This window comes from Brachybacterium sp. GCM10030267 (assembly GCF_042666875.1).
In the GTDB taxonomy this organism is placed as follows: domain Bacteria; phylum Actinomycetota; class Actinomycetes; order Actinomycetales; family Dermabacteraceae; genus Brachybacterium.
On the sequence record NZ_JBHTCX010000007.1, the window covers coordinates 186,905 to 212,714 of the forward strand.

At 72.7% G+C, this 25,810-nt stretch carries 25 protein-coding genes; 17 read left to right on the forward strand and 8 right to left on the reverse strand.

The genetic code is table 11. From position 1 onward, the window contains the following. Positions 1-11 precede the first annotated feature (11 nt). The 3 genes from ACFQS2_RS06155 (at position 12) to proC (ending at position 2,216) form a co-directional block, all read left to right on the forward strand. On the forward strand, positions 12-221 hold the full coding sequence (locus ACFQS2_RS06155; RefSeq protein WP_377793069.1) for a hypothetical protein: 210 nt from the start codon (positions 12-14) through the stop codon (positions 219-221). A 105-nt stretch (positions 222-326) separates the two neighbouring features. Then, positions 327-1,280: a DUF368 domain-containing protein gene (locus tag ACFQS2_RS06160; RefSeq protein ID WP_377793070.1), complete on the forward strand. Its 954-nt coding sequence runs from the start codon at positions 327-329 to the stop codon at positions 1,278-1,280. A gap of 69 nt (positions 1,281-1,349) precedes the next feature. After that, positions 1,350-2,216 (forward strand): pyrroline-5-carboxylate reductase, encoded by an 867-nt coding sequence (proC, locus tag ACFQS2_RS06165; protein ID WP_377793071.1) that lies wholly within the window; start codon positions 1,350-1,352, stop codon positions 2,214-2,216. Positions 2,217-2,225: 9 nt separating this feature from the next. Here the strand turns inward: proC and ACFQS2_RS06170 are convergent, their stop codons facing one another. Both ACFQS2_RS06170 and ACFQS2_RS06175 read right to left on the reverse strand, forming a co-directional pair. Continuing rightward, positions 2,226-2,891 (reverse strand): potassium channel family protein, encoded by a 666-nt coding sequence (locus tag ACFQS2_RS06170; protein ID WP_377793072.1) that lies wholly within the window; start codon positions 2,889-2,891, stop codon positions 2,226-2,228. An 89-nt stretch (positions 2,892-2,980) separates the two neighbouring features. Next, positions 2,981-4,393 carry a TrkH family potassium uptake protein gene (locus ACFQS2_RS06175; RefSeq protein WP_377018165.1) on the reverse strand — a complete coding sequence of 471 codons (1,413 nt, stop codon included), beginning with the start codon at positions 4,391-4,393 and terminating at the stop codon, positions 2,981-2,983. A 144-nt stretch (positions 4,394-4,537) separates the two neighbouring features. Here ACFQS2_RS06175 and ACFQS2_RS06180 point away from each other — a divergent pair, with 144 nt between their 5' ends. The 4 genes from ACFQS2_RS06180 (at position 4,538) to ACFQS2_RS06195 (ending at position 9,951) form a co-directional block, all read left to right on the forward strand. Further along, the gene (locus ACFQS2_RS06180) at positions 4,538-5,806 is read left to right on the forward strand and encodes an acetoin utilization protein AcuC (RefSeq protein WP_377018164.1); all 1,269 of its coding nucleotides are present in this window, start codon (positions 4,538-4,540) and stop codon (positions 5,804-5,806) included. 239 nt (positions 5,807-6,045) lie between these two features. Continuing rightward, the gene (locus ACFQS2_RS06185; RefSeq protein WP_377793073.1) at positions 6,046-7,878 is read left to right on the forward strand and encodes a dynamin family protein; all 1,833 of its coding nucleotides are present in this window, start codon (positions 6,046-6,048) and stop codon (positions 7,876-7,878) included. Further along, the gene (locus ACFQS2_RS06190) at positions 7,875-9,647 is read left to right on the forward strand and encodes a GTPase family protein (RefSeq protein WP_377793074.1); all 1,773 of its coding nucleotides are present in this window, start codon (positions 7,875-7,877) and stop codon (positions 9,645-9,647) included. The genes ACFQS2_RS06185 and ACFQS2_RS06190 overlap by 4 nt, the downstream gene beginning before the upstream one ends. Before the next feature lie 205 nt (positions 9,648-9,852). Then, the gene (locus ACFQS2_RS06195; RefSeq protein ID WP_377018161.1) at positions 9,853-9,951 is read left to right on the forward strand and encodes a 30S ribosomal protein bS22; all 99 of its coding nucleotides are present in this window, start codon (positions 9,853-9,855) and stop codon (positions 9,949-9,951) included. An 85-nt stretch (positions 9,952-10,036) separates the two neighbouring features. Here ACFQS2_RS06195 and ACFQS2_RS06200 read toward each other — a convergent pair whose 3' ends face one another. Next, positions 10,037-10,342 carry a glutaredoxin family protein gene (locus ACFQS2_RS06200; protein ID WP_377018160.1) on the reverse strand — a complete coding sequence of 102 codons (306 nt, stop codon included), beginning with the start codon at positions 10,340-10,342 and terminating at the stop codon, positions 10,037-10,039. 266 nt (positions 10,343-10,608) lie between these two features. Then, a complete protein-coding gene (locus tag ACFQS2_RS06205) occupies positions 10,609-11,139 on the reverse strand; it encodes a YceI family protein (RefSeq protein WP_377018159.1) in 531 nt (176 codons plus the stop codon). Between the two features lie 121 nt (positions 11,140-11,260). On the opposite strand from ACFQS2_RS06205, the gene ACFQS2_RS06210 reads away from it, so the two are divergent. From ACFQS2_RS06210 to ccsB, 6 genes are all read left to right on the forward strand, one after another. Next, a complete protein-coding gene (locus ACFQS2_RS06210; RefSeq protein WP_377793075.1) occupies positions 11,261-11,809 on the forward strand; it encodes a MarR family winged helix-turn-helix transcriptional regulator in 549 nt (182 codons plus the stop codon). 56 nt (positions 11,810-11,865) lie between these two features. After that, positions 11,866-12,513: a histidine phosphatase family protein gene (locus ACFQS2_RS06215; RefSeq protein WP_377793077.1), complete on the forward strand. Its 648-nt coding sequence runs from the start codon at positions 11,866-11,868 to the stop codon at positions 12,511-12,513. 137 nt (positions 12,514-12,650) lie between these two features. Beyond that, positions 12,651-13,202: a TlpA family protein disulfide reductase gene (locus ACFQS2_RS06220; protein ID WP_377793129.1), complete on the forward strand. Its 552-nt coding sequence runs from the start codon at positions 12,651-12,653 to the stop codon at positions 13,200-13,202. Further along, on the forward strand, positions 13,199-14,017 hold the full coding sequence (locus tag ACFQS2_RS06225) for a cytochrome c biogenesis CcdA family protein (protein WP_377793078.1): 819 nt from the start codon (positions 13,199-13,201) through the stop codon (positions 14,015-14,017). Before ACFQS2_RS06220 ends, ACFQS2_RS06225 begins: the two co-directional genes overlap by 4 nt. Then, positions 14,017-15,909: a cytochrome c biogenesis protein ResB gene (locus ACFQS2_RS06230; RefSeq protein ID WP_377793079.1), complete on the forward strand. Its 1,893-nt coding sequence runs from the start codon at positions 14,017-14,019 to the stop codon at positions 15,907-15,909. Before ACFQS2_RS06225 ends, ACFQS2_RS06230 begins: the two co-directional genes overlap by 1 nt. After that, complete coding sequence (gene ccsB / locus ACFQS2_RS06235; protein WP_377793080.1) at positions 15,906-17,048, forward strand: c-type cytochrome biogenesis protein CcsB; 1,143 nt, start codon at positions 15,906-15,908, stop codon at positions 17,046-17,048. The genes ACFQS2_RS06230 and ccsB overlap by 4 nt, the downstream gene beginning before the upstream one ends. A 55-nt stretch (positions 17,049-17,103) precedes the next feature. Here ccsB and ACFQS2_RS06240 read toward each other — a convergent pair whose 3' ends face one another. Beyond that, entirely contained in the window at positions 17,104-17,430 is a 327-nt protein-coding gene (locus ACFQS2_RS06240; protein ID WP_377018152.1) for a PLD nuclease N-terminal domain-containing protein, read from the reverse strand. A gap of 111 nt (positions 17,431-17,541) precedes the next feature. Here ACFQS2_RS06240 and ACFQS2_RS06245 point away from each other — a divergent pair, with 111 nt between their 5' ends. Beyond that, positions 17,542-17,970, forward strand: a complete 429-nt coding sequence (locus ACFQS2_RS06245) for a DUF4229 domain-containing protein (protein WP_377793081.1) — start codon at positions 17,542-17,544, stop codon at positions 17,968-17,970. Here the strand turns inward: ACFQS2_RS06245 and ACFQS2_RS06250 are convergent. The 3 genes from ACFQS2_RS06250 to ACFQS2_RS06260 all read right to left on the reverse strand — a co-directional run bounded on the left by ACFQS2_RS06250 (position 17,951) and on the right by ACFQS2_RS06260 (position 21,316). Beyond that, positions 17,951-18,847 (reverse strand): 1,4-dihydroxy-2-naphthoate polyprenyltransferase, encoded by an 897-nt coding sequence (locus ACFQS2_RS06250; protein ID WP_377793082.1) that lies wholly within the window; start codon positions 18,845-18,847, stop codon positions 17,951-17,953. The genes ACFQS2_RS06245 and ACFQS2_RS06250 overlap by 20 nt on opposite strands. Before the next feature lie 122 nt (positions 18,848-18,969). Further along, positions 18,970-20,307, reverse strand: coding sequence for an AMP-binding protein (locus tag ACFQS2_RS06255; protein WP_377018149.1), 1,338 nt, complete (start codon positions 20,305-20,307; stop codon positions 18,970-18,972). Positions 20,308-20,314: 7 nt separating this feature from the next. After that, on the reverse strand, positions 20,315-21,316 hold the full coding sequence (locus ACFQS2_RS06260) for a 1,4-dihydroxy-2-naphthoyl-CoA synthase (RefSeq protein WP_377018148.1): 1,002 nt from the start codon (positions 21,314-21,316) through the stop codon (positions 20,315-20,317). A 112-nt stretch (positions 21,317-21,428) separates the two neighbouring features. Here ACFQS2_RS06260 and ACFQS2_RS06265 point away from each other — a divergent pair, with 112 nt between their 5' ends. From ACFQS2_RS06265 to ACFQS2_RS06275, 3 genes are read left to right on the forward strand one after another with little or no spacing between them, the layout of a single operon-like run. After that, complete coding sequence (locus tag ACFQS2_RS06265; RefSeq protein ID WP_377018147.1) at positions 21,429-22,406, forward strand: o-succinylbenzoate synthase; 978 nt, start codon at positions 21,429-21,431, stop codon at positions 22,404-22,406. 26 nt (positions 22,407-22,432) lie between these two features. Then, entirely contained in the window at positions 22,433-24,292 is a 1,860-nt protein-coding gene (gene menD, locus ACFQS2_RS06270; RefSeq protein ID WP_377793083.1) for a 2-succinyl-5-enolpyruvyl-6-hydroxy-3-cyclohexene-1-carboxylic-acid synthase, read from the forward strand. After that, complete coding sequence (locus tag ACFQS2_RS06275; RefSeq protein WP_377793084.1) at positions 24,289-25,797, forward strand: S1C family serine protease; 1,509 nt, start codon at positions 24,289-24,291, stop codon at positions 25,795-25,797. Before menD ends, ACFQS2_RS06275 begins: the two co-directional genes overlap by 4 nt. Positions 25,798-25,810: the final 13 nt, after the last annotated feature.

A 25,810-nucleotide genomic window follows, 5' to 3' on the forward strand; every position in this document is an offset into this window, starting at 1 on the left:
CAGGAACAGCGATGAGCCGCAGAGTCGTGATCTCCTCGGTGACGGGCAAGCCCATCGCCTGGGACGAGCCCGAGGACGACGAGCCCGGCGAGTCCGAGCCGGAGCGTCGCCCGATCGTGCCGGACCGCCTGGCCGAGGAGGCCCCGGAGCCCGGGACCGACGAATCCAACGATCACCGCATCGCCGGAGACGTCCCGCCCCACTGGGGACCCGGACGCTGAGGCGCTCGATCCCGACCCCGACACCACCGGGATCTCGCGCGACATGACGGGGCTCGAGACCGGCATTGACCGAGGCCCCAGCAAGCGCCCCGTACGCTAGCGGCCATGACGGACCCCGCCTCTGCCCCCTCGAAGAACGCCGCCTCGGCGGAGCCTGGCCGGGAGCCGGCTCTGCCGCAGCACCGCAACCCCCTGGGGAACCTGCTGCGCGGAGCGCTCATCGGTCTGGTCGAGACCATCCCCGGAGTCAGCGGCGGCACGGTCGCCCTGGTCACCGGGATCTATGACGAGCTGATCGACTCCGGCCACCACGTCACCGCTGCCGCCCGCCGGCTGGTCACCGGCCCGGATCGCCTCACCTCGATGCGCCGGGAGCTGCGGGCCGTCTCCTGGATCCTGGTGATCCCGCTGCTGATCGGCATGGGCGCCGCCGTGCTGACCCTGGCCGGTCCGGTCTCACATCTGGTCGAGACCTTCCCGCAGACCATGCGTGCGCTGTTCTTCGGACTGGTGCTCGGCTCGGTCATGGTCCCCGTCCGTCTCTCCGGCGGGGCCTGGCGGGGCGCAGAGTACCTCCGCTTCGCCGTGGGGGCGGTCATCGCGTTCGCGCTGACGTCGCTGCCCACCGCCTCCCTCGAGCCGAGCCTGTGGATCATCGCGCCCGCGGCCGCCCTCGCGGTCAGCGCCCTCGTGCTGCCCGGCCTGTCGGGCTCCTTCATCCTGCTCAGCCTGGGGCTCTACCAGCCCGTGCTGCAGGCCGTCGACCAGCGGGACCTCGGCTTCATCGCCTGGTTCGGGCTGTGGGCCTGCGTGGGCCTGGTGGTGATGGTCAAGCTGCTGCGCTACGTGCTGACCCGCTACCACCGCAGCACCATGGTGGTCCTCGCCGGGCTGATGGTCGGCGCCCTGCGCAGCCTGTGGCCGTGGCAGGACGAAGCCGGCTCCCTGCAGGCGCCCGACGCCGACTGGCTCGCGCTGCTGGGTTTGGCGGTGCTCGGTGTGGTCGCCGTGCAGCTGCTGATCCTGCTGGAGAAGCGCACCGTCTCCGAGCACAGCTGAGCCCGCGGCGACGGGGCGGGAGGCCGTTCGCGCCCTCCCTGTTCGGGCACCCGCCGTACCCTGGTCGTCATGACTGCATCCTCCTCGCACCCCGCCGCCCAGACCTCTGCCGAGCAGTCCGGTCCGGACCTCTCCGGAGTGCGGATCGCGCTGATCGGAGCCGGCAACATGGGCGGCCCCGTCGCCCGTGCCTTCCTCAGCGCGGGCGTGGCCGCCGAGAATCTGCAGATCGTCAACTCGACCTCCGCCAGCAGCGAGCGGGCCGCCGCGGAGCTCGGCGCCACCGCCGCCTCCCGCTCCGAGGCGCTCGAGGGGGCCGACGTCGTCGTCCTCGGGGTCAAGCCGTACCAGGTCCTGGATCTGCTCTCCGAGATCCGCGACTCCCTGCCCGCCGGCGCCGTGGTGATCTCCCTGGCCGCCGGCGTCACGATCGCCGCCATGGAGGCCGCCCTCCCGGCCGGCATGCCCGTCGAGCGGGCGATGCCCAACACGCCGATCGCGGTGGGGGAGGGCGTCGTCGGCCTCATGCGTGGCACCAGCGTCGAGGACGCTCAGCACGCCCTGGTCCACGCCCTGTTCGCCCGCGCCGGCGTCGCCGTGGACATCACCGAGGAGCAGGTGCATGCCTTCATCGGCGCCGCCGGGTCCCTTCCCGCCTTCACCTACCTGATCATCGAGGCGATGACCGACGAGGCCGTCCGCCTGGGCCTGAAGCGCGATCTGGCGGCGTCCCTGATCCAGCAGACCGTGCGCGGCGCCGCGACCGTGCTGAGCGAGACCGGTGCCCATCCGGCGGCGGCCAAGAACGCGGTCAGCTCTCCGGGTGGGACCACCGTCCAGGGCCTGGCCGCGATGGAACGCGCCGGGGTCCGTGCGGGGGTGGCCGGTGCGATGGCCGCCGCCGCGGACCACTCCCGGCAGATGGCCGGGGACTGACAGGCGGGCTCAGGGCCGGTTGGAGAACTTCTCGATCAGATCCGTGTGCCCGGAGACGATCACCAGGTCGTGGGGGTCCACCATGGTGTCCGGCGCCGCGTAGGTGAAGTCCTTGCCCGGGGACTTCACGCCCACCACGGTCACGCCGAAGGTGGCCCGGATATCGGATTCGGCGAGACTCTTGCCCTGCACCTCGCGCGGCGGCCGCATCTTGACGATGGCGAAGTCGTCGTCGAACTCGATGAAGTCCATCAGGCGCCCGTTGACCAGGTGCGCGACCCGCTTGCCGGCGTCGGCCTCCGGATAGACCACGTGGTGGGCACCGATGCGCTGGAGGATGCGGCCGTGCGCTGTGGAGATGGCCTTCGCCCAGATGACGGGCTTGCCGAGATCGACCAGGTTCGCGGCGATCAGCACGCTGGATTCGATGGAGGTGCCCACGCCGACCACGGCGACGGAGAAGTCCGAGGCGCCCACCTGGTCGAGGACCTCGGGCTGGGTGGCGTCGGCGCGGACGACATGGGTGAGCTGGCCGGAGTACTTCTGGACCAGGTCCTCGTGCTCGTCGATCGCGAGGACCTGGGTCCCCAGGCTCTCCAGCGTGACGGCGATGGCGGCGCCGAAACGGCCCAGGCCGATCACCAGCACTCCCTCATCGCGTGCGCGGCGCGCCATGTCTCCTCCTCGTCCCCGGCAGGTCACCGCGGGGTCCCGCGGGCCGGGCGGGCACAGTCTACGAGGTCCGCGGACGGGCCCGCCGGGGATCAGCCGACGATCGGCCGCTCCTCGGGGAACTGGACCATCCGGCGGCGGTGACGCAGGGCGAGGGCGGCGCCGAGGGTCGTCGGCCCCAGACGGCCCACGTACATGCACGCGATGATCACGTACTTCGCCTCGGTGGGCAGCTGCGAGGTGATGCCGGTGGACAGGCCCACGGTGCCGAAGGCGGACAGCGACTCGAACAGTGATTCGTCCAGCGTGAACGTGGTCATCCGCAGCAGCAGGAACGTCGCCATGAACACCCCGGCGGCGCTGAGGACCAGGACGCCGATGGCCTGACGGATGGTCTCCTGGGGAATGCGTCGGCCGAACGCCTCGACGTCGGGATTGCCTCGCAGCTCCGCCCAGATCGACAGCACCAGCAGGGCGAACGTCGTCACGCGGATGCCGCCCGCGGTGGATCCCGAGCCGCCGCCGATGAACATCAGCAGTTCGGTCAGCAGGTGGGACTCGGCGGTCATCTGCCCCACGTCCAACGTGGCGAAGCCGCCCGAACGGGGCATGATCGAGGCGAACCCGGAGGCGAGGATCTTGGTGCCCAGCGGCTGGCCGCCCAGCGTGGCGGGATTGGTCCACTCCAGGATCAGGAAGCCGAGCCAGCCGATCACCAGCAGCAGACCGGTGGTCGCCAGGGTGAGCTTGGCGTGCAGGCTCCACATGTGCGGGATGCGGAGCTTCTTGACCACCGCCAGGATCACGGGGAAGCCGAGCGAGCCCGCCAGCACGGCCAGGCCCACCGGCACCGAGAAGAACGGGTCCCCGAGGTACTGGCCGACTCCTTGCGCCTCGGGCACGAAACCGGCGTTGTTGAAGGCGCTGACGGCGTAGAACAGGCCCAGGAACAGGGCCTCGCGGACGCCGTGATCGTTGAGGATCATGTACGGGGTCAGCGCGATGAACGTGGCGATCTCGAAGGCGGTCGAGGTGATCACGATGATGCGCAGCACCCCGCCGACCTCCGCCAGGCGCTCGGCTCTGGTCTCCTGCGCGGTGATCATCCGCTGGGCGAGGCCGAGGCGATGCATCACCGACAGGCTCAGCAGCGAGGCCAGCGTCAGCAGCCCCAGGCCGCCCATCTTCATCGCCACGATGATGATGCTCAGCCCCAGCGTCGACCAGTTAGACCCGGTGTCCACCGAGACCAGGCCCGTCACGCAGATGGCCGAGGTGGCGGTGAACAGGGCGTCGACGAAGGCGGTGCGCTGGCCGTCCGCGGAGGCGGCGGGCAGCGACAGCAGGCCCGTGAACAGCGCGATCATCAGCGTGAACACACCGAGGGCGGCTCGTGCCGGCGTGAGCTTGAACAGGGGAGCCAGGCGCTTCCACCAGTCGTCGACAGGGATTCCGAGCGGTCCGAGCACGCGCCGCAGCGCGGCTCTGGCCTGCCGTCCGGTCATCGCTCCCCGTCTCGTCATCGTGCGGCCGGCCGCAGGCCGGCTCCGCTGGCGTCCTCCCGCGGCAGGTCGCCGCGCTCGGGGCAGTCTATGAGACCGCGCCGGGCATCCGACCGCACCGGACCGCTCGTGGGTACGCTTCGACGCATGCCCGATGCCGCGCCCCTGTCCGCCCCGACTCCGCACGCCGGCCCCGGCTCCGTCCCGGACGCCACCGGCCTGGTGCGCGACGATGCCCTGTCCGAGTACGACTTCGGTCCCTACCATCCGATGTCCCCGGTGCGGCTGTCGCTGACCTTCGAGCTCGCCCGCTGCGCAGGGCTCCTGGATCGGCCCGGCGTGGAGTTCCTCGAGGCTCCCGTGGCCACCGACGAGCAGCTCGGTGCCGTGCATGAGGCCGCCTATATCGCGGCGGTGAAGCAGGCGTCGCTGCCCCAGGACCTCGGTGCGGCCGACGAGCTGATCCACTTCGGCATCGGCGGGGACGACGTGCCGGCCTTCCCCGGGATGCACACGGCCTCCGCCCGCATCGCCGGAGGCTCGATCGCGGCGGTCGACGCGATCCGCTCCGGCCGGGTGCGTCGCGCGGTCAACATCGCCGGGGGCCTCCACCATGCCCGGCCCGGCAGCGCCTCTGGGTTCTGCGTGTACAACGACGCGGCCGTCGCGATCCAGCACGCCCTGGCCCAGGGGGAGGAGCGGGTGCTGTACGTGGACGTCGACGTCCACCACGGCGACGGCGTCGAACTGGCCCTGTGGGACGAGCCCCGCGCCGTCACCCTGTCGATCCACGAGACCGGCGAGCGCCTGTTCCCCGGCAGCGGCTTCATCCAGGACACCGGGGGAGCGGGCGCGCAGGGATCGGCCATCAACGTGCCGCTGCCGCCGCGCACCACGGCCGACGGGTGGGTGCGCGCGATCCGCGCCACGGTGCCCGCCCTGGTGCGGGCCATCCGCCCGACGCTCCTGGTCACCCAGCATGGGGCCGACACTCATCGCGTCGACCCCCTGGGGGACTTCAGCGTCTCCCTCGAGGCCCAGCGCGAGGTGATGATCATGCTGCGCGAGCTGGCCGACGAAGTCTGCGACGGCCGCTGGCTGGCGCTGGGAGGTGGCGGCTACGCGGTGATCGACGTGGTGCCCCGCTCCTGGGCGCAGCTGATCGCGGTGGCCACCGGGGACCCGCTCGAGCCGGACGCCGCGCTGCCGGCCTCCTACCTCGAGGCCGAGAGACGGGCCCGCAGCGCGCACGGGCTGTCCCCGGATCCCGGGATCCGTACCTTCGGCGACGGGCGCGCGCTCTCGGCTCGCGACTGGGCGACGGGCTACGACCCGGCCGACGAGCTGGACCGCGCGGTGCAGGCGGCCCGGCGCGCCGCGTTCCCCGAGTGGGGACTGGACCCGTACCTCGACTGAACCGGCTGGACCAACTGAACCGGCTGGACCGAACCGCTTGAACCGGCCGAACCAGCTGGACCGGACGAACCGGCTGGACCGTCTGCGTCAGCCCTGGCCGGGTGGCCGCGCGTGCTCTCGCCGCCGGCCCTGCTGCCGGCGTCGCCGCCCGGCCTCGCTGGCGCGGGATCCGATCCTGAGACAATGTCGCCACGTCGGCCCGGCACCGGGTCGTGCGCGCACAGCCTTCGGGGAGAACGATGACGACGAAGCCCACCGCGGTGCTCGACACCTTCGCCGAGCACCTGGCCACCGTGGATCTCCCGCTGCCCGTCGACGGCGCCGAGCAGGCCCGCGGGCAGGTCACCTCCGCCCGGTCCCAGCTCGCCGACCACGTCGTCCCGCGGCTGGAATCGCTGGACGCCCCGCTGCTGGTGGTCATCGGCGGCTCCACCGGCGCCGGCAAATCGACCCTGGTCAACGCCCTCGTGGGCGAGACCGCCAGCCGCTCCGGCGCGATCCGGCCCACCACGCGCCGGCCCGTGCTGCTGCACAATCCGGCCGACGAACCCTGGTTCACCGGCACCCGCATCCTGCCGGGGCTGGCCCGGGTCCGCGCCGGCGGGGAGGCCGGTGGCCGTGGCGCCACGACCGGCGCCGTCTCCGACACTGCGATCGCCGGTGGGTCCGTGCCGGGCGGACCTGCGCCGGTGGCGAGGCCGGGCCCCGATGAGGAGGCTGCCGGCGATGTCCATCCCGCCACCAGCCTCGAGCTGAGCGCGCAGGCCCGCGTGCCCCAGGGCCTCGCCCTGCTCGATGCTCCCGACATCGACTCGGTGGCCGCCGGGAACCGTGAGCTGGCACGGCAGCTCCTGCGCGCCGCGGACCTGTGGCTGTTCGTGACCACCGCCAACCGGTATGCGGACGCGGTGCCGTGGGAGGTCCTGCGCACCGCCGCCGAGCGCGACGTGAGGGTCGACGTGGTCATGAACCGCATCCCCGACCGGGAGGGCGTCTCCGAGGAACTGGCCACCGACCTGCGAGAGATGCTCGAGCGCCACGGCATCGACGTCACCCACCTCTTCCTGGTCCACGAGACCGAGCTCGACGAGCAGGGGATGCTGCCCCCGGCCGAGATCGCCGAGCTCCAACAGCACTTCTCCGCGCTCGCCGCCGACGCCGGCGGCCGGGGCCGGATCGCCCGCCGCACCCTCGCCGGCGCCATCGCCGGGCTCGCCGGGTCCGCGCGGGAGATCGCGTCGCACGCCCGCGCCCAGGAGGCCGAGCGGCAACGGCTGCGCGACGAGGCCCTGGCGGCCTTCACCGGCGCCCGAGAACGGATCGACGAGGCCCTTGGCGACGGTTCTCTGCTGCGCGGCGAGGTCCTCGCCCGCTGGCAGGACGTCGTCGGCACCGGCGAGTTCTTCCGCGGCGTCGAGAACCTCGTCTCGCGGGTGCGCGACCGCATCGGCCTCGCCATCAGCGGCAGACCGGCCCCCTCGGTCGCCGCCGAGCAGGCTCTGGGCACCGGTCTGGTCCATGTCGTGATCGACGAGAGCGCCCGCGGGGCGGAACGGGCCGACGCCTCCTGGCGCGCCACCCCGGCGGGCCGCTACCTCGCCGAGGGCCGGGATCTCTCCCGGATCCCGGAGGGGTACCGCGAGCAGGTCTCCACCGCCATCCGCGCCTGGCAGGGCGACGTGCTGGAGCTCGTGCGCTCCGAGGGCGCCGACCGCCGCACCAAGGCCCGCCTGCTCTCCCTCGGTGTGAACGCCGTGGGCGTCGCGCTCATGGTCGTCGTGTTCGCCTCCACCGCCTTCGTGCCGACGGGGCTGGAGGTCGGCGCGGGTGCCGCGACCGCTGTCGTCGGCCAGAAGCTGCTGGAGACGATCTTCGGGGAGGAGGCGGTGCGCCGGATGGCGCGAGTGGCCCGGGAGCGTCTCAGCTCCCGACTCGACGCCCTGGTCGCCGACCGCTCCGGACCCTTCCTCGACCTGCTCGACGAGCTCGGCGATCACGGCTCCGCCGACCTCCTGGAGGCCGACGCCGACGCCCTCGACCAGCTCGCCGGAACCATCCGGGAGGATGCATGAGCCGCCGTCCCGATCGCACCGGCCGCCCCGACCGCACCCCGGGTCGCAGGCGTGGCCCGGCCCCGCTCGCCGAGCGCATCGACGCCCTCGAGCGCTCCGCGGATGCCCTCGAGGGCATCGCCCCCGGCGCCGACGTCGAGGCCGTCCGTGACCTGCTGGACCGCATCGACCGGCGTCGGGCGCTGTCCGCCGAGCACACGGTGATCGGCGTCTTCGGCGCTACCGGCTCGGGGAAGTCCACGCTCGTCAACGCCCTGGTCGGCTCGGAGATATCTCGGGCCGCCGTGCGCCGGCCGACCACCGCCCGCCCGGTCGCAGCGGTGCTCGGCGCCGCCGGCAGCGACCCCCTGCTGGACTGGCTCGAGGTCGAGGAGCGCCATCACCTCGACGGCACCGGCGTCACCCTGGAGGCCGCGGCCGCCCCGGTGCCCTCCCGTCGGTGCCGGAGGCGCAGGGTCCGTGGCGCGGACCCTGACGGGGCGCAGAGCAGGGCCGCGAACGGGGACGGCGCCGACGACGGGACCCCCGGGATCGTGCTGCTGGACCTGCCGGATCTCGATTCCGTCCAGGCCGACCACCGCGCCATCGCCGAGCGCATGACGGGCATGGTCGACGTGATCGTGTGGGTCACCGACCCCCAGAAGTACGCCGACGCCGTCCTCCACCACGACTTCGTGCGCCCCTACGCCGGTCACGACGCCGTCACCGTGCTCGTGCTGAACCAGATCGACCGGATCCGCGAGAGCGAGCGCGAGGAGGTCCTGGCCTCCCTGTCGGGCATCGCCCGGGCCGACGGACTGGACCAGGCGCCCGTGCTGGGGACCTCCGCGAGCACCGGCGAGGGCGTGGATCAGCTGCGCGAGCAGCTGGTTGCCATCGCCCGCACCCGCGAGGCCACCGCCGCCCGTCAGCGCGCCGATGTCCGAGGCGGCGCCGAGCGGCTGCTCGAGGCCGCCGACCCGTCCGGGATGCCCGGGCAGGTCCCGCAGGCGGAAGTCTCCACGCTGGTCGAGGACCTGGCCACCGCGGCCCGGGTCGAGCCGGTGGCCCAGGCCGTCGGCGCCTCCTACCGCTACCGCGCCGCCGGGCAGGTGGGCTGGCCGCCGCTGCGCTGGGTGCGCCGGCTGCGCCCGGATCCGCTGGGCCGGCTGGGCATCGGCCGCCGCCGTGACGGTGAGGGGCTGGAGCGCACCTCGCTGCCCGAGCCCGATGCGGCCACCCGGGCCCGCGCCTCCGGCGGGGTGCGCCGGTTCGCCGATGCCGCCTCGGTGGGCGGCAGCGATCCCTGGCGGGCCGCGGTGCGCCAGGCAGCCCGCTCCCGGGAGGAGGAGCTGCCCGACGCCCTGGACCAGGCTGTCGCGGGCGCCGATCTCCGCACCGCGACGGCCTCGTGGTGGTGGCCCGTGCTGAACATCCTGCAGTGGCTGGCCGTGCTCACCTGGGTGGTGGGCTTGGGCTGGCTGGTGCTGAACGCCGCGCTCGCCTTCTTCGCCATCCCTCCGCCGCCGATGCCCATGATCGAGGAGCTGTGGATCCCGATCCCCGTGCCGACTGCGCTGATCGTGCTGGGGATCGCGGCCGGCGTTCTCCTGGCTCTGGCCGGGGGAGCGGTCGCCGCGCTCGCCAGCGCCGGCCACCGCCGCCGGGCCCGCACGGTGCTCACCGCCCAGGTGCGCGAGGTCGCCCTCAGCCACGTGGTGGCGGGCGTCGACGCCGAGCTCGAGCGCGCCGAGCGGGCGGCCGGGGACCTCGCGCTCGCGCGCGGCTAGCTGACTGCGTGCGATCTCGCTCACGCGCGCAGGCACGTGCGAGCGATATCGCTCACCCGCGGAGGGATCTGCAGGCTCGCTGTGTAGAATGGCTGGTCGACCGTGGCGGCGGACCGCGCACCACCTCTGTGGAGACCCCGCGGGCCGCGCACTCCTGATCCGCTGCATCATCCCGCAGGCGTGGCCTGCAGAACAGAGGCAACCTATGGGTTCTGTCGTCAAGAAGCGACGCAAGCGCATGTCCAAGAAGAAGCACCGCAAGCAGCTTCGCAGGACTCGTCACCAGCGTCGCAACAAGAAGTGAGCACTGTGTGATGCACGACGGCCCCCGTCCTCGGACGGGGGCCGTCGTCGTCTGCAGGCGTCTTCGGGCGCGCCCGGTCGGGCTCTCAGGCCCGTCCGGTCAGGCGCCGCCACCACGGACGCTTGCGCAGTGTGGCGCGCAGCTGATCAGCCTCGACGCGGTACTTCGCGAACACGGAGCCGTCCACGATCACCACGGGGACGTCGTAGTCCCAGTCGCGGCGGAGGGTCTCGTCCTCATCGATGTCGCGCACCTCGACCGCTGTGCCGGCGCGATCGGCCTCGGCCCGCACCACCGGCAGGGCCTCCTCGCACAGGTGACAGCCGTCCCGGGTGAGGTACAGGATCCGGGCGTGCGGATCGGCAGGGGAGGGAACGCGCGGCGTGTTCATGGCTGGCACCATATCGAGCGGACCGGGGACCCGGTGCCGGGGGTGGTGGCACGAACATGTAGCTCAGCGGACCGTGCCCTGCGCTGAGAGGGGGCACGGTCCGCTCAGCTACACCTTTGTGCCAGGCCCTCCCGCGACGAGAGCGCCCGCCCCGCGACGAGGACGGGCCGCCCGCACGAAGCGGACGGCCCGTCATGCACGCCGGTGCCGGCGCCGCCGGCTTCGAGCGGGAATGCTCCTGCGGCCGATGGCTCGGACGCGGCGGATCAGGCGGCGGTCGGCGCCGTGAACTCCGCCTCGATGCTGATCTTGACCTCGTCACCGACCAGGACGCCACCGGCGGCGAGGGCCGCGTTCCAGGTCAGCCCGAACTCCTTGCGGGAGATGGTGGTCTCGCCGGTGAAGCCCGCGCGGTAGGTGCCGAACGGGTCGGTGGCGGCACCCTCGTAGGAGAAGTCGAGGACGACCGGCTTGGTGACGTCGCGGATGGTGAGATCGCCGTGGAGCTTGTCGCCCTCGAGCTTGGTGGAGACGAACTTGATGTCGGGGTAGGTCTCGGCATCGAAGAAGTCGGCGCTGCGCAGGTGGTTGTCGCGGTCCTCCTGCGAGGTGTCGATCGAGGCCGTCTTCAGGGTGGCCTGGAAGGACAGGTCCTCGGAGTTCTCGCCGACGACGAGGCTGCCCTCGATGTCGGTGAACTGGCCGCGCGCCTTGGAGATGCCGGCGTGGCGCACCATGAAGCTGGCGGAGGTGTGGCCGGGGTCGAGGGTCCAGGTGCCGGGGGTGAGGTCGTTCATGCTTCGTCTCCTTGGGATCGAGGCTGACAAGAGATTCGGGCGTTCACCGAACTCGTGCTTGAAAGATAAACTATACTCGGGCGAGCGGCAACGGCAGTGCCCTCGGAAGAAGGAGACAGTGATGCAGGACATACAGTCAAGCGGTGCGGATCGGGCGTCGACGCCCGAGGAGCTCTGGCTGACCCACGAAGAGCAGGCGGCATGGCGCAGCTTCCTCTACGCCACGGCGCTGCTGAGCGACCGGCTCTCCGAAGCGCTGCAGGCGGATCCGGAGATCGACCTGACCCTCGGCGAGTACGAGATCCTGGTGCGCCTGTCCGAGGCGCAGGACCGCTTCCTGCGGATGTCGGAGCTCGCCGACCAGGTCGTCCACTCCCGCTCCCGCCTCACCCACACCATCGGCCGGATGGAGAAGCGCGGCCTGGTCGAACGGGTGCGATGCTCGGCCGACGGTCGCGGCCGGCAGGCTCAGCTGACCGAGGCGGGGCAGGCGCTGCTGGAGCGCGCGGCGCCGACCCACGTGCGCTCGGTGCGGGATCTGCTGCTGGACGTGATCGGCCACGACGACTTCCTGGAGCTGGGCCGGATCCTGGGCCGCGCGGTGCCCGAGGGGGCGCCCATCGCCCTGGGATGTCCGGCGCCTCACCCGCAGGAGCCGCCGCAGAGCTGATTCGGAGAAACGGTTGGTACCGTGAAGCGGCTCGGAGTAGGGAGGACCTCGCTCTCATGACCACCACCACCGTTCACCTCGTCCGTCACGGCGAGGTGCACAACCCGGATCGCATCCTGTACGGACGCATGCCCGGGTACCGCCTCAGCGAGCGCGGCGCACAGATGGCCGAACGCGTCGCCGGCCACCTGGCCGACTCCGACGTCGCCGTGGTGCGCTCCTCCCCGCTGCTGCGTGCCCAGCAGACGGCCGCGCCCATCGCCGCCGCTCACGACCTCGAGGTCACCTCCGACCAGCGGCTCATCGAATCGGGCAACCACTTCGAGGGCCACCGGATGGGCCACGGCCAGGCACGGCTGAGGGACCCGCGCAACTGGCGCTGGTTCGTCAACCCGACCCGACCCTCCTGGGGCGAGCCCTTCCGTGAACAGCTCCAGCGCGTGATCGCCGCGGTGCACGACGTCCGCGCCGAGGCCGAAGGGCACGAAGCGGTGCTCGTCCTCCACCAGCTGCCCATCTGGCTGATCCGCCGCAGCGCCGAGGGCAAACCGCTCTTCCACGATCCGCGCCGGCGCCAGTGCGCGCTGTGCTCGGTGACCAGCCTGCATTTCGTCGGCCCCCACCTGGCCGGCGTGGACTACGCCGAGCCGGCCGCCGAGCTCTACGCGGGGGCGGTCGATGCGACCGGAGGTCGCCTGACGTGAGTCCGCGCTCCCTGCCGTCCCCGTTCTCCGAGGAGTCCCGGCCGGCCCTCTTCGCTCTGCCTCCCCGTGCTGTCCACTCTCCCGCGAGTGCTCCGGCTGCCCGCGCGGCGCGGACCGTCCGGCCCTCCCGCCGCGGCCTGCTCGCGGCCGCCGGCGTCCTCTCGGCGGCGGCGCTGTCCGGGTGCGGGAACGACACCAGTGACCGCTACGAATCCGGCTACGTCTCCGGCGACGGCGTGACCACCGAGATCACCCCCGATCAGCGCACCGAGCCCCTCGAGTTCTCCGGCACCACGTACGACGGCGAGGAGTTCTCCGCCGCAGACCAGCGCGGCGAGGTCCTCGTGGTCAACGTCTGGTACGCCTCGTGCCCGCCGTGCCGCAAGGAGGCCCCGGAGCTGCAGAAGATCCACGAGGACTACGCCGACCAGGGCGTGCAGTTCGTCGGGGTCAACGTGCGCGACTCCGAGGGTCCTGCCAGGGCGTTCGAGGAGAACTACGGGATCACCTACCCCTCGATGCCCGACCAGGACGCCCAGATCATGTACGAGCTGCGCGGCCAGGTCGCGCCCAACGCCGTCCCCTCCACCCTGGTGCTGGACCGTGAGGGCCGCGTCGCCGCGCGCATCTCCGGCGCCGCGGATCCCTCCGTGCTGCGCAGCATGCTCGACGGGGTGCTGGCCGAATGATCCTCGCCGAGATCGGAGCGGCCTTCCAGGCGACCGCGCTGTCCGGATCCTTGCTGCTGGCCATCGCCGTGGCCGCCGCCGCCGGACTGGTCGCCTTCCTCTCCCCGTGCGTGCTGCCCGTCGTCCCCGGCTATCTCGGGTATGTCTCGGGACTGGCAGGCCAGAGCGGCGTCGTCGCCGGCACGCGGGGGCGGACCTCGCCGGCCTGGAAGGGCGCCAAGCCCGGCACCGGGCGCATGCTCGCCGGCAGCCTCCTGTTCGTCGCCGGCTTCGCAGCGGTGTTCATGGTGCTCGGCGGCTTCGCCGGCGCTCTGGGGTACCTGCTGCAGGAGTACAGCGTGTGGATCGACCGTGTCGCCGGCGCCATCGTCATCCTCATGGGCCTGGTCTTCCTGGGAGTCTTCCCCGGTCTCGGCGCCAACCGACCCGTCTCCAGCAAGCGCCCCGACGCGGGCCTGCTGGGCGCCCCGCTGATGGGCCTCGTCTTCGGTCTCAGCTGGACCCCGTGCATCGGGCCCACCTATGCCGCGATCGTCGCCCTGTCCCTGAACGGCGGTGGCGACGGCGCCGCGCTGCGCGGCGGCGTGCTGGCCCTCGCGTACTCCCTGGGCCTGGGCATCCCGTTCGTGCTGTTCGCCCTGCTGTTCGAGCGCGCCCTGGGGCTGAGCAAGAAGCTCTCCCGTCACCGCCGCAGCATCGGCCTGGTCTCCGGGGCGCTGCTGATCACGATCGGCGTGCTGCTGATGACGGGGCAGTGGTCGGCCTGGATGGGTGACCTGCAGAGCGTGATCTCGACCTTCGAGCCGGTGGTCTGATGGCCGGCGACGACGATGCGGAGAAGAACCTGAGCACCTCACCACGCCCCGGGGACGAGAAGGGCGGGGCCCCGAGCGCCGCGAAGAGCGCGGGAGCGGACGGCAGCTCGTCCGAGGACGCCGCCTCGCCGGATCCCTGGAGCAGCAAGCGCGACAAGAACGGCCCGCGCGGCGGCACCACCCTGCCCTCGCTGGGACTGCGCGGCACCCTGCTGTTCCTGTGGCGCCAGCTGACCAGCATGCAGACGGCGCTGATCCTGCTGATGCTGCTGGCGATCGCCGCCGTCCCGGGGTCGTTGTACCCGCAGCGCAGCGTGAACCCGGCTCTGACCGACCAGTTCCTCGAGGAGAACGGGCGCTGGGGCGAGTTGTTGGACACCCTCGGGTTCTTCGAGGTGTTCTCCTCGCCGTGGTTCTCGGCGATCTACCTGCTGCTGTTCATCTCCTTGATCGGCTGCATCGTCCCGCGGGTGAGCGTGCATCTCGCCCAGCTGCGCTCGAAGCCGCCTCGCACCCCCTCGCGGCTGACCCGCTTCACGGGCTATACCCGCACCGAACTGCCCGGCGCCGACGCCGATCAGCTCCTGCAGACCGCGCAGCGCTCCCTGCGTCGCTCCCGCTACCGCACCCAGCGCCGCGAGGAGACGGCCGCCGCCTCCGTCAGTGCCGAGCGCGGGCTGCTGCGCGAGACCGGGAACCTGCTGTTCCACATCGCCCTGGTCGGCGTCCTGATCTGCGTCGCCGGCGGCCAGCTGACCAGCTACCGCGGTCAGATCACCGTGGTCGAGGGCTCCGGCTTCTCCAACTCCCTGACCCAGTACGACTCCTTCGACTCCGGGCCCTGGTTCGACCCCTCGAGCCTGCCCCCGTTCCGTTTCACGCTCGAGGACTTCCGCGCCGAGTACGTCCAGGAGGGCCCCGAGGACCGCGTGGGCCAGCCGCTGTCCTTCGAGGCCGACGTCCACGTCGACACCCCGGGGCAGACGGAGGAGGACCGCACCCTGCAGGTGAACAAGCCCCTGCATGTCGACGGCTCCTCGATGTACCTGCTGGGCAACGGCTACGCCCCCGAGGTGACCGTCACCGATCCGGAGGGAACGGTCGTGGCCGAGGGCCCGGTCATCACCGTGCCCTCCGGCGATGTCGGCTACACCTCGCAGCTGGTGATCAAGGCGCCCGATGCGAAGCCGAAGCAGACGGCCGTGGTCGGCTATTTCCTTCCCACCGGCGTGATCGACGAGCAGGGACCGCACTCGATCTACCCGGACCTCGTGGATCCGCAGCTCGCGCTGACCGTCCACCAGGGAGACCTCGGGCTCGACGAGGGGGTGCCGACCAATGCCTACGAGGTCGACGTCTCCTCGCTGGAGCCGGTGGCCGACGAGGACGGCTCGCCGGTGCTGGTGCGCCTGTACCCGAACCAGGAGTACGAGCTGCCCGACGGCACCACCATCAGCTTCGACGGAGTCAAGCGCTACGCCGCGTTCGACGTCGCCCACGACCCGTTCGAGCGCTGGGTCCTGGTCAGTGCTCTGGTCGCCGCCGGCGGGCTCATCCTCTCCCTCTTCGTGCCGCGACGGCGGCTCTGGGTGCGCGTGGGCGAACGGGACGGCACCGCCGTGCTGGAGGTCGCCGGCCTCGCCCGCAGCGACGACCCGGCCCTGCCGGATGATGTGCAGGCACTGGCCGACAAGATCATCTCGGCGCAGGATGGGGCCGCGGCCACCGAGCAGACGGCGGCCGGCCGGACGGCGACCGATCAGCCGGCGCCGGATCGCACGGCTCAGGATGGGACGGCGCAGGATGGGACCGGGTCGCGCGCCGAGCGCGACCCGGCGGCTCCGGAGACGGCAGCCGATGACGATGACACCCCTGGAGGTAGTGCACAGTGATTGACCAGCAGCTGGCGGAGATCTCGAATCTCGCCATCGTGGTGACGATCGTGCTGTACGTGCTCGCACTGATCGGCTTCGCCGCCGACCTCGCGTCCATGTCCCAGCGCCGCAGTGATGCGCGGCTGGCCGCACAGGAGAGCCGCACCTCCGGTGCCGCGCCGGCCGCTGAGCCCGCGACCGTCGGCTCCGGAGCCGCCTCACGGGCCGAGACCGCCGAGGCGGCGGTTCCCGGCGCCGGGTCCGGGGCCACCACGTCGCAGGGACGATCCGGCGGGACCGCGGGCACCGGTGTCAGTGACGAGGCCGCCGGCTCGGGCCCGCCGGCGGGCCGGGCCTCCGGCACGATGACCGCACAGTCCTTCGCCTTCCTGCTCTCCGGCGCGGCGACGGTGCTGCACATCGCGGGTGTCGCCACCCGGGCCGCCGCCACCCAGCGGGTGCCGTGGGCGAACATGTACGAGTTCGCCACCACCAGCACCGCCGTGGTGATGGCGGCGTTCCTGATCTTCTCGATCAAGCGTGCCGAGCTGCGGGCGCTGGGCACCTTCGTCGTCGGCCCGGTGCTGCTGGTGATGCTGCTGGCGCAGACCTTCTGGATCGTGCCCGCCGCCGAGCTGACCCCGAGCCTGCAGAACTCCCACTGGATCTACATCCACATCGCCGTCGCGATCCTGGCCACCGCCCTGTCCATCCTCGGAGCCGTGGTCGCCGCCCTGCAGCTGCTGCAGTCTCGCCACGAGCGCGCCCTGGTGGTCAAGGCCGAGGCGGGCGAGGAGCTGCCCGAGCACTGGGGCCGCTTCGGGCACGTCCTGGACCGGCTGCCCAGCTCCACCGTGCTGGAGGCGCTGAGCTTCCGGATCCATTCCGTCGCGTTCGTGTGCTGGACCTTCACGCTGATGTTCGGCGCGATCTGGGCGCGCGAGGCGTGGGGCCGCTACTGGGGCTGGGACCCCAAGGAGGTGTGGACGTTCATCATCTGGGTGATCTACGCCGCCTACCTCCACGCCCGCGCCACCGGCGGATTCCGTGGCAGCCGCGCCGCCGGGCTCGCCCTGGCGGGGTTCGTGGCCGTGGTCTTCAACTACACGATCGTCAACACGGTCATCAACGGCCTGCACTCGTACTCGGGGCTGTGACCCGGGGCAGTCCTGCTCGGGCCTGCTCGGTCCTGCTGCGGGCTCGTGCAGATCCTTACTCGGAGTTCTGGTCGCCGTCCTGATCGCGGTGACGGCGCTCCCGCCGCTCGCGGCGGATGTCCTCGTCGAGCCGGCGCAGGAAGTCGGGGTCCTCGTCGGGCGCCGTGGGCCGGGTCCGGCGCGACCCGCCGCTGCCGCCGTTGCTGCGGTCCTTGCCGACGATCAGCCAGGTGATCGGCCCCACCCACGGCAGCAGCACGATGAGCACCACCCACGCCCACTTCGGGATGCCGCGGACCTTGTCGTTCGTGGTCTGGACGCAGTCAGCGAGCGCGAAGACGGTCAGGGCGATGGATACGAGAGCGAGGATCGCGCGGGGCATGGCGGGAGTCTAGGCAACGCGCCTGATCATTGCGGTGATCGGCGTCATGTCGGTGACCGGGCTCATGGCCATGATCGGCCCATTCCCATGCGGGCGCTCTACCCTGATCCCATGCGAGAAATGGCCCTGTTCGCCGTCATCCGCCTGGCCCTGTGGGTCGGGATCTGGTGGGTACTGACCCTGTTCGACATCGGGGTGATGCTGGCAGGCGTGCTCGCGGCGCTGCTGGCGATGCTGATCTCGATCCTGTTCCTGCACCGGATCCGAGAGGCCGCGGCCATGCGCTGGAAGGCTGCCGATGATCGCCGCCGCGCCCGCAAGAGCGAGCCGGTCGACGAGGACGCCGTCGAGGAGGACGCGCTGCTGGACGACTACGGCCGGGCGGCCGACGCCGACGGGCACGAGGCCGACGGGGACCGCGCCGACGGGGACCGCGCCGACGGGGACCGCGCCGACGGGGACCGCGCCGACGGGGACCGCGCCGACGAGGGCGGCGCCGACGGGGACCGCGCCGACGGGATCACACGGCCAGAGAGATGAGCAGCAGCAGCGCGTAGACCAGCTCGAGCCGACCCGTGGCTCCGAGCACCGGAATCAGGTCCCGGCCGCTCGCGCCGCGCAGCACGGTGCGCAGCGGCGCGATCGCCAGCGGCAGCGCGACCAGCACCGCCACGGTGGGCCAGTGGACGATCATCACCGGCACCAGCAGCGCGAAGGGGGCCAGCATGGTCCCCGCGAACAGCACGCGGGTGCCACGCTCACCCAGCCGCACCGCCAGGGTCTGCTTGCCGGAGACGGAGTCGGTGGGGATGTCGCGCAGATTGTTGGTCAGCAGGATCGCCACCGCCAGCAGTCCGACCCCGACGGAGGCGAGCACGGACACCCATCCCAGCTGCACCGTGATCGCGTAGGCGGTGCCGTTGACGGCGACCAGGCCGAAGAAGAGGAAGACGAACACTTCACCCAGGCCGCGATAGCCGTACGGATTCTTGCCCCCGGTGTAGAACCAGGCGGCGGCGATGGCGGCGGCTCCGACGATCAGCATCCACCAGATCTGGGCGAGGGCGATCAGCACCACCCCGAACAGCGCGCCGGCGGCGAGCGCGGCGATGGCGGCTGTCCTGACCTGCCGCGGGGCAGCGGCGCGCGAACCAGTCAGCCGGAACGGCCCCACTCGGTTCTCGTCCGTGCCGCGGATCCCGTCGGAATAGTCGTTGGCGTAGTTGACCCCGACCTGGAGGCACAGGGCCACCGCGAGCGCGAGCAGCGCCCGGGGGATCACCACGGCCCAGTCGACGCCGCCGGTCTGCGTCTCCAGCTGCCAGATCGCGCCACCTGTGCCGGCGGCGACCGGGGACAGGGCGGCCGGAAGAGTGCGGGGTCGGGCGCCCTGGACCCACTGCGACAGGCTGGCCATTGTGCTCCTCGAGGAATCGACAGGCCACCCCGGTGGCGGCCCCGCAGAAGCATACGCCCAGGCCGGAGGGGAAAGAGGTGCCGTGGCCCACGGCACAGCGACGCAGAGCCCGGCGGCCGCGCTCATCCGGCTGCGAGGCGCCGGGCCGCGGCCCGATCCACCTTCCCGATCCCCAGCAGGGGCAGCTCCTCGACCACATGGACCCGCTTGGGGACCATGTGCGCCGGGACGTCGCTGGTACGCAGGGCGGAGCGCACGAGCGACGGCGCTTCTGCGGGCTCCGCGCCCGCCTCGAGGGTGACCAGGACTTCGACCCGCTGGCCCCACTCGGGATCATCCACCCCCACCACGACACAGGAGCGCACCAGCCCGCGCAGCATGAGGGAGCGGTCGATGGCGCGCTCGACATCCTGCGGTAGGACCTTCCGGCCGCCGGTGTTGATGACGTCGTCGGCACGGCCCAGCACGGTCAGCGCGCCGTCCGGGTCGAGCTCGGCGAGGTCCGACGTGCTGAAGGAACGGGGCTCGTCCTGCGAGAACGCCGCGGTGTCGGTGCCGCCGTCCGCGGTGAGGTAGCCCAGCGCCAGGGTGGGGGAGATGATCGCCAGCCGCCCCGCGCCGTCGCTGTCGGGCGCCTGCACCCGCAGCTGCACCCCCGGCAGCGGCCGACGGTCGTAGACGCAGCCGCCCGCGGTCTCGGAGGACCCGTAGGTCGTGACGACGCGGATCCGCTGGGCGCGGGCTCGTGCGAGCACGTCACCTCTGGTCGCGGCGCCACCGACGAGCACGGCGTCGAAGCGCTTGAGGACCGCGCGGGCGCGGGCGTCGGCCCCGGAGCCCCCGGTGACGATCCGGGTGAGCTGGGTGGGGACCAGCGAGGTGAACGCGGGCAGCCCGGCCGCAGCGGCCTGCTCGAGCGCGGGCTCGGCCAGCGCGACGAAGGCGGCGGCGTCGAAATGCCCCCGCAGGTCCGGCAGCGGGTCCGGCAGAGCCGGTTCGGGCAGGCCCAGCACCTGGGCGGTGCGGTGGGCGCGGGCGATGACCTGCACTCCGGCGATGTGGGTCGGCGGGAGCAGCGGGAGCCAGAACCCGTGCCCCCCGGATCCGGCCACAGCGCTCCGGGACCGCGTGGAGGTGCCGGCTCCCGCCGAGACGTCCGCCGCCAGATGGGCGGCCGTGGCGTCATGGGAGGCCAGCAGCGCCTGGCGGGTCAGGGCCACTGCCTTGGCGGTCCCGGTCGACCCGGAGGTCGGGACCACCAGCGCGGTCTCCTCGAACCCCGCGGGCAGAGTCGGCGGAGGATCGAAGGGGCCCAGCCACAGCCTCCCGGTGCCGGCCATGACCTCGTCGATGGCGCGGGCGTGCGCGTCCAGGGAGGCGGCGGAGGCATCGTCGCGGGGCGGGATGAGCCAGGGACGCTCGGGCGGGGGAGCCGCGGCGCGCTGGGACGGGGGAGTCACGGCGCGCTCAGCCCTGGGGGTGGGGGAACGGCGACCAGTCGGGGGAGCGCTTCTCGAGGAAGGCGTCACGGCCCTCGGCGGCCTCGTCGGTCATGTAGGCCAGTCGGGTGGCCTCACCGGCGAAGACCTGCTGGCCCATGAGCCCGTCGTCGGCCAGGTTGAAGGCGAACTTCAGCATCCGGATCGCCTGCGGGGACTTGGTGGCGATCACCGCGGCCTGCCGCAGCGCCTCCTCCTCGAGGTCCGCATGGTCCACCACCCGGTTCACCGCGCCCCAGTCGAGGGCGTCCTGGGCGGAGTACTCCTCGGCGAGGAAGAAGATCTCCCGCGCCCGCTTCTGGCCCACCTGCTTGGCGAGGTAGGCCGAGCCGTAGCCGCCGTCGAAGGAACCCACATCGGCGTCGGTCTGCTTGAAGCGCGCGTGCTCGCGGGAAGCGATGCTCAGATCGGCGACCACGTGCAGGGAGTGCCCGCCGCCGGCCGCCCATCCGTTGACCACGGCGATGACGACCTTCCCCATTGTGCGGATCAGACGCTGGACCTCGAGGATGTGCAGCCGCCCGCTGGAGCCGGCGCGCACCTGCGAGGTCTCGCCCAGCTCCTCCTGCTCGGCGTACTCGTAGCCGGAGCGGCCTCGGATGCGCTGGTCGCCGCCGGAGCAGAAGGCGCGGCCGCCGTCCTTGGGCGAGGGGCCGTTGCCGGTGAGGAGGATGACGCCGACGCCGGGATCCAGGCGGGCATGATCCAGCGCCCGGTACAGCTCATCGACCGTTCGGGGACGGAAGGCATTGCGCACCTCGGGCCGATCGAAGGCGACCCGGACGCAGGGCAGGTCGCGGATGGTCGCCTCCCCGTCCGGGCTCTCGATGCGCTCGACGGCCCGGTGATAGGTGACATCGCTGAGGGCCTGCCCGCCGTGCTCTGCCGGCGTCACCTCCCGCCACCGACGGGGATCGAAGGTCTCGGAGACCGACGGGGGCAATGACGAAGCAGCGGCGGCGGAGGTCATGGGACTCAGGGTAGTCCGGGCTCGCCTCGGACATCAGCTCCCCGTACCTCAGCGCCGCGGAGGACGGGCCCGCGGTTTCGGCCGGCGGCCCTCGTCCCGTTAACCTCGAGGGATGCGCATCCCCACCGCTCTGCGCGAGCGCGGCATCGATCGTGTCCTCGCCTGGTCGATCCCCCTGACCACACGCTTCCGCGGCATCACCGAACGGGACGGACTGCTCCTGCACGGGCCCGCCGGCTGGGCCGAGTTCTCCCCGTTCTGGGACTACGACGCCGACGAGTCGGCGACCTGGCTGCGTGCGGCGCTCGCCGACGCCACCGATCCCCGCCCGGCTCCGCGTCGTGAGCAGATCGAGGTCAATGCCACCATCCCCGTGGTCCCCGCCGTGCTGGCCCACCGCATCGCCACCGTCGGCGGCGCCCGCACCGCCAAGGTCAAGGTCGCCGATCCCGCCTCGACCCTGGCCGAGGACGCCGCGCGGCTGGAGGCCGTGCGCGACGCGATGGGACCGGATGCCCGGCTCCGCATCGACGCCAACGCCGCCTGGACCCTGGAGGAGGCGCTGGCCGCCCTGCCGGTGCTGGACCGGGCCGCCGGGGGCCTCGAGTACGCCGAGCAGCCCTGCGCGAGCATCGAGGATCTCGCCTCGGTGCGCCGCGCCCTCGACATCCCGATCGCGGCCGACGAATCGGTGCGGAGGGCCGAGGACCCGCTGCGGGTGGCGCGGGCCGAGGCGGCCGACGTGCTGGTGCTGAAGGTGCAGCCGCTCGGGGGCGTGGCACGGTGCCTGGACCTCGCCGAGCAGGCAGGCCTGCCCGTGGTCGTCTCCTCCGCCCTGGAGTCCAGCGTCGGTCTCAGCGCCGGCCTCGCGTTCGCCGCCGCCCTGCCCGAGCTCACCCATGCCTGCGGCCTCGCCACCGCCGCCCTGCTCACTGGGGATCTGGTCACCGAGCCGCTGCATGCAGCCGGCGGCACGATCCCCGTCGGCCGTCCCGAGCCCGAGCCGGAGCTGCTGGAGCGGCATGCGGCGCCGCCCGAGCTCGCCGCCCGGTGGCAGGAACGCCTGGAGGTCTGCGCCGCGCGGTGGTGACGGCTGTGCCGAACTACTCTGGCAACATGCACGAGACCGCCCTTCCCGCGCCGCCCTCGTCGATCAGCACACCCCGTCCCGCAGGATCCGGCGCGGTCGAGGAAGCGGTCGCGATCTGGGACGCACTGGCAGCGCTCGGCGTCCGGGACGCCGTCCTCGCCCCGGGGTCGCGCTCCGCCCCGCTCGTCTACGGGCTCTGCGAGCCCCGTCCGGCCGCAGAGATCCGCTCTCACGTGCGTATCGACGAGCGTGCCGCCGCCTTCACCGCCCTGGGGCTCTCGCGCCACGACCGCGCGCATCCGGCGGTCGTGGCCACCACCTCCGGCACCGCGACGGCGCACCTGCTGGCGGCCGTGATGGAATCCCACCACTCGCGCGTGCCGCTGCTGGTGCTGACCGCGGATCGACCCGCCGAGCTGCGCGACGTCGGCGCGAACCAGACCACGCGGCAGGCCGGCATGTTCCGCTCGCTGGTGCGCTTCGACGCCGATCTGCCCGCCCCCACGGCCACCGGCGCCACGCCGGCCGAACTGCGCACCGCCGTCTCGGTGGCCGCCCGCGCGTTCGCCGTCGCGACGGGCGAGCATCCCGGCCCGGTCCACCTCAACCTCGGGTTCCGCGACCCTCTCGTACCCCGGGCCCCTGCCGCCGACATCCCCGCGGGGGAGCGCGAGCGGATCGTGCTCACCCACCGCCCGGCGCCCGTGCCGCCGCCGGCGCATCCCGTTCCGGTCAGCGCGCGCACCGTCGTCGTCGCCGGTGACGCCGGCGCGGCTGCGCGCGGATTCGCCGAGCGCCACCACCTGCCGCTGCTGGCCGAACCCAGCTCCGGCGCGCGCGGCGGCGCGACGCTCGTGCCCGGCTACCCCGCACTGCTCGCGGAGATCATGGCCGACCCGGACCACCCGCTGCGGCCCGAGCGGGCCATCGTGTTCGGGCACCCGACCCTCTCGCGGCCCGTGATCGGCCAGCTGCTCGGCGCCGAGGACGTCGAGGTGATCGTGGTCGACCAGCATCCCGACTGGGCCGACGCCGCACGCCGTGCTCGCCTCGTCGTCCCCGCGGCCGCGGGGGAGGACCCGGCCCTGGCCGACAGCATCCGATCCGGCGCTGGGACTGGCGATGGTGCCGGTGCCGGCACCGGCGCCGGCACCGGCGAGGACGAGCAGCAGGACCGGTCCGAGAACCAGCAGGACCGCCTCGAGGTCGCGGCGCGCCAGGAGCGCCTGGAGGCGTGGCGCCGCGCCGCCGCGGACCGCACGGCGCAGCTGACGGCTGCCTGGCAGCAGCGGGCCGCCCTCGCCGTCTGGAACGCGACCGGTGAGGACGACCTGCTCGTGCTCGGCTCCTCGAGCCTGATCCGCGACCTCGAGCAGCACGCGGGCGCCACCGCAGGGCGCATCATCGCCAACCGCGGTCTGGCCGGGATCGACGGCACCCTCTCAATGGCCGGCGGCATCGCCCTGGCCCTTCGCGGCTCCGGCGACGTGCCGGGGGCGGGAACCGAGGCCGGGGCCGCACCGGGCCGGGTGCGGGTGCTGGCCGGCGACCTCACGGCTCTGCACGACCTCACCGGGCTGGTCATCGGTCCCCACGAGCAGACCCCCGACCTCGATGTGATCGTCGTCGACGACGGGGGTGGCCGGATCTTCTCCGGCCTTGAGCACGCCGCCGCCCCTCCCGAGCTGCTGCGGCGGTTCTTCACCACTCCGCACGGCGTGGACATCGCCGGCGCCGTGACTGCTCTGGGCGCCGCCGTGCAGCGCGTGGACGCGGACAGCCTGCCCGCAGCACTGGCACAGTCGGGATCCGGGCTACGGGCGTTCCTCGTCCAGGAAGGGTCCAGCTCGCAATCGTCGAATTCGGCAGCAGAGGTGGTCCCATGAATGACATGAAGGACGAGCGCGAACCGTACGAGAACCACGACGACGCCGCGTCGACCCCCGACCATGCCGCCCCGTTCTTCGGGTACGGGGGCCCGGGGGACCCGAACCTTCCCGGCGGGTACCGCGGCGCCCAGGACACTCCGCCGACCGAGCAGTTCGAGCCGACCCCGGACCACGCCGGGTCCGGGCCCGGCGACGACTCCGCGTACCCACCGGCAGCGGAGGACGCAGCCGCGTGGGGTCCCGCGGCCGGCACGTACTCCGACCCCTTCGCCTCCCCGGCCTCATCCGCTCCGGCCGCGACCCCGGCGGCCGGCTCGGCTCCGGCCGCGACCCCGGCGGCCGGCTCGGCTCCGTCCGCGGTCCCGCCGGCCGGCTCGGCACCACGGCGACGCGGCCCCGGCTGGGGCGGGGTGACGGCGCTGGTGGCACTGGGGATGCTGTTCTCCAGCGGCGCGACCCTCGGCGGCGTCGTCGCCTACGACGAGTTCATCGATCCGGAGGCGCCGGCGACGGAGCAGTCGACCCCGTCTCCTGGCACGACGGCCAGCCCCACCGCGGTGTCCTCCACCGAGGATCCGGACTGGACGGCGGTCGCCGATCAGGTCGCGCCGAGCGCCGTCGCGATCCAGGTCTCCTCGGGGGCCGGGACCAGCCAGGGCACCGGCGTGATCCTCGACGAGCAGGGGTCGATCCTGACCAACAACCACGTCGTCACCGACGCGGAGTCCGCGCAGGTGACCACCAGCGACGGCCTGTCCTACTCCGCCTCCGTCGTCGGCACCGACCCCACCACGGACCTCGCGGTGATCCGCCTGGACTCCCCGCCGGAGGGTCTCCAGCCGGCCACCTTCGCCGATTCCTCGACCGTCACGGTGGGTCAGTCGGTGATGGCCTTCGGGACTCCCTTGGGACTGGAGAACACGGTGACCACCGGCATCGTCTCGGCGCTGGATCGGCCGGTCACGGCCTCGGGGGACGAGACGGACGGCTCCGACGCCACGTACACCTCCGCGATCCAGACCGACGCGGCCATCAACCCCGGCAACTCCGGGGGCCCGCTCGTGGACGCCGCCGGCCAGGTGATCGGCATCAACACCGCCATCGCCGGGATCCCCAACGCCTCCGGTCAGGCCGGAAGCATCGGCCTCGGCTTCGCGATCCCCTCGAACACGGCCGCGATGATCGCCGGTCAGCTCCAGGCCGACGGCACGGCCGACCACGCGTACGTCGGTGTGACCAGCACCGACGGGGCGCAGACCGTCGGCGATGTCACCCACCGGGGCGCAGAGGTGGTCAGTGTCGAGCCCGGGAGCCCTGCGGAGCAGGCCGGGCTGCAGGAGGGTGATCTGATCACCGCGGTGGACGAGACGCCCGTGGGCAGCGCAGCCGCGCTGACCGGGGTGGTGCGCGGACTGCCGGTGGACTCCGAGCACACGCTGACCGTGGTCCGCGACCAGGACGTCCAGGAACTCCAGATCACGCTGGGCCAGGCGCCCTCCTGAGCATTCACTCCTG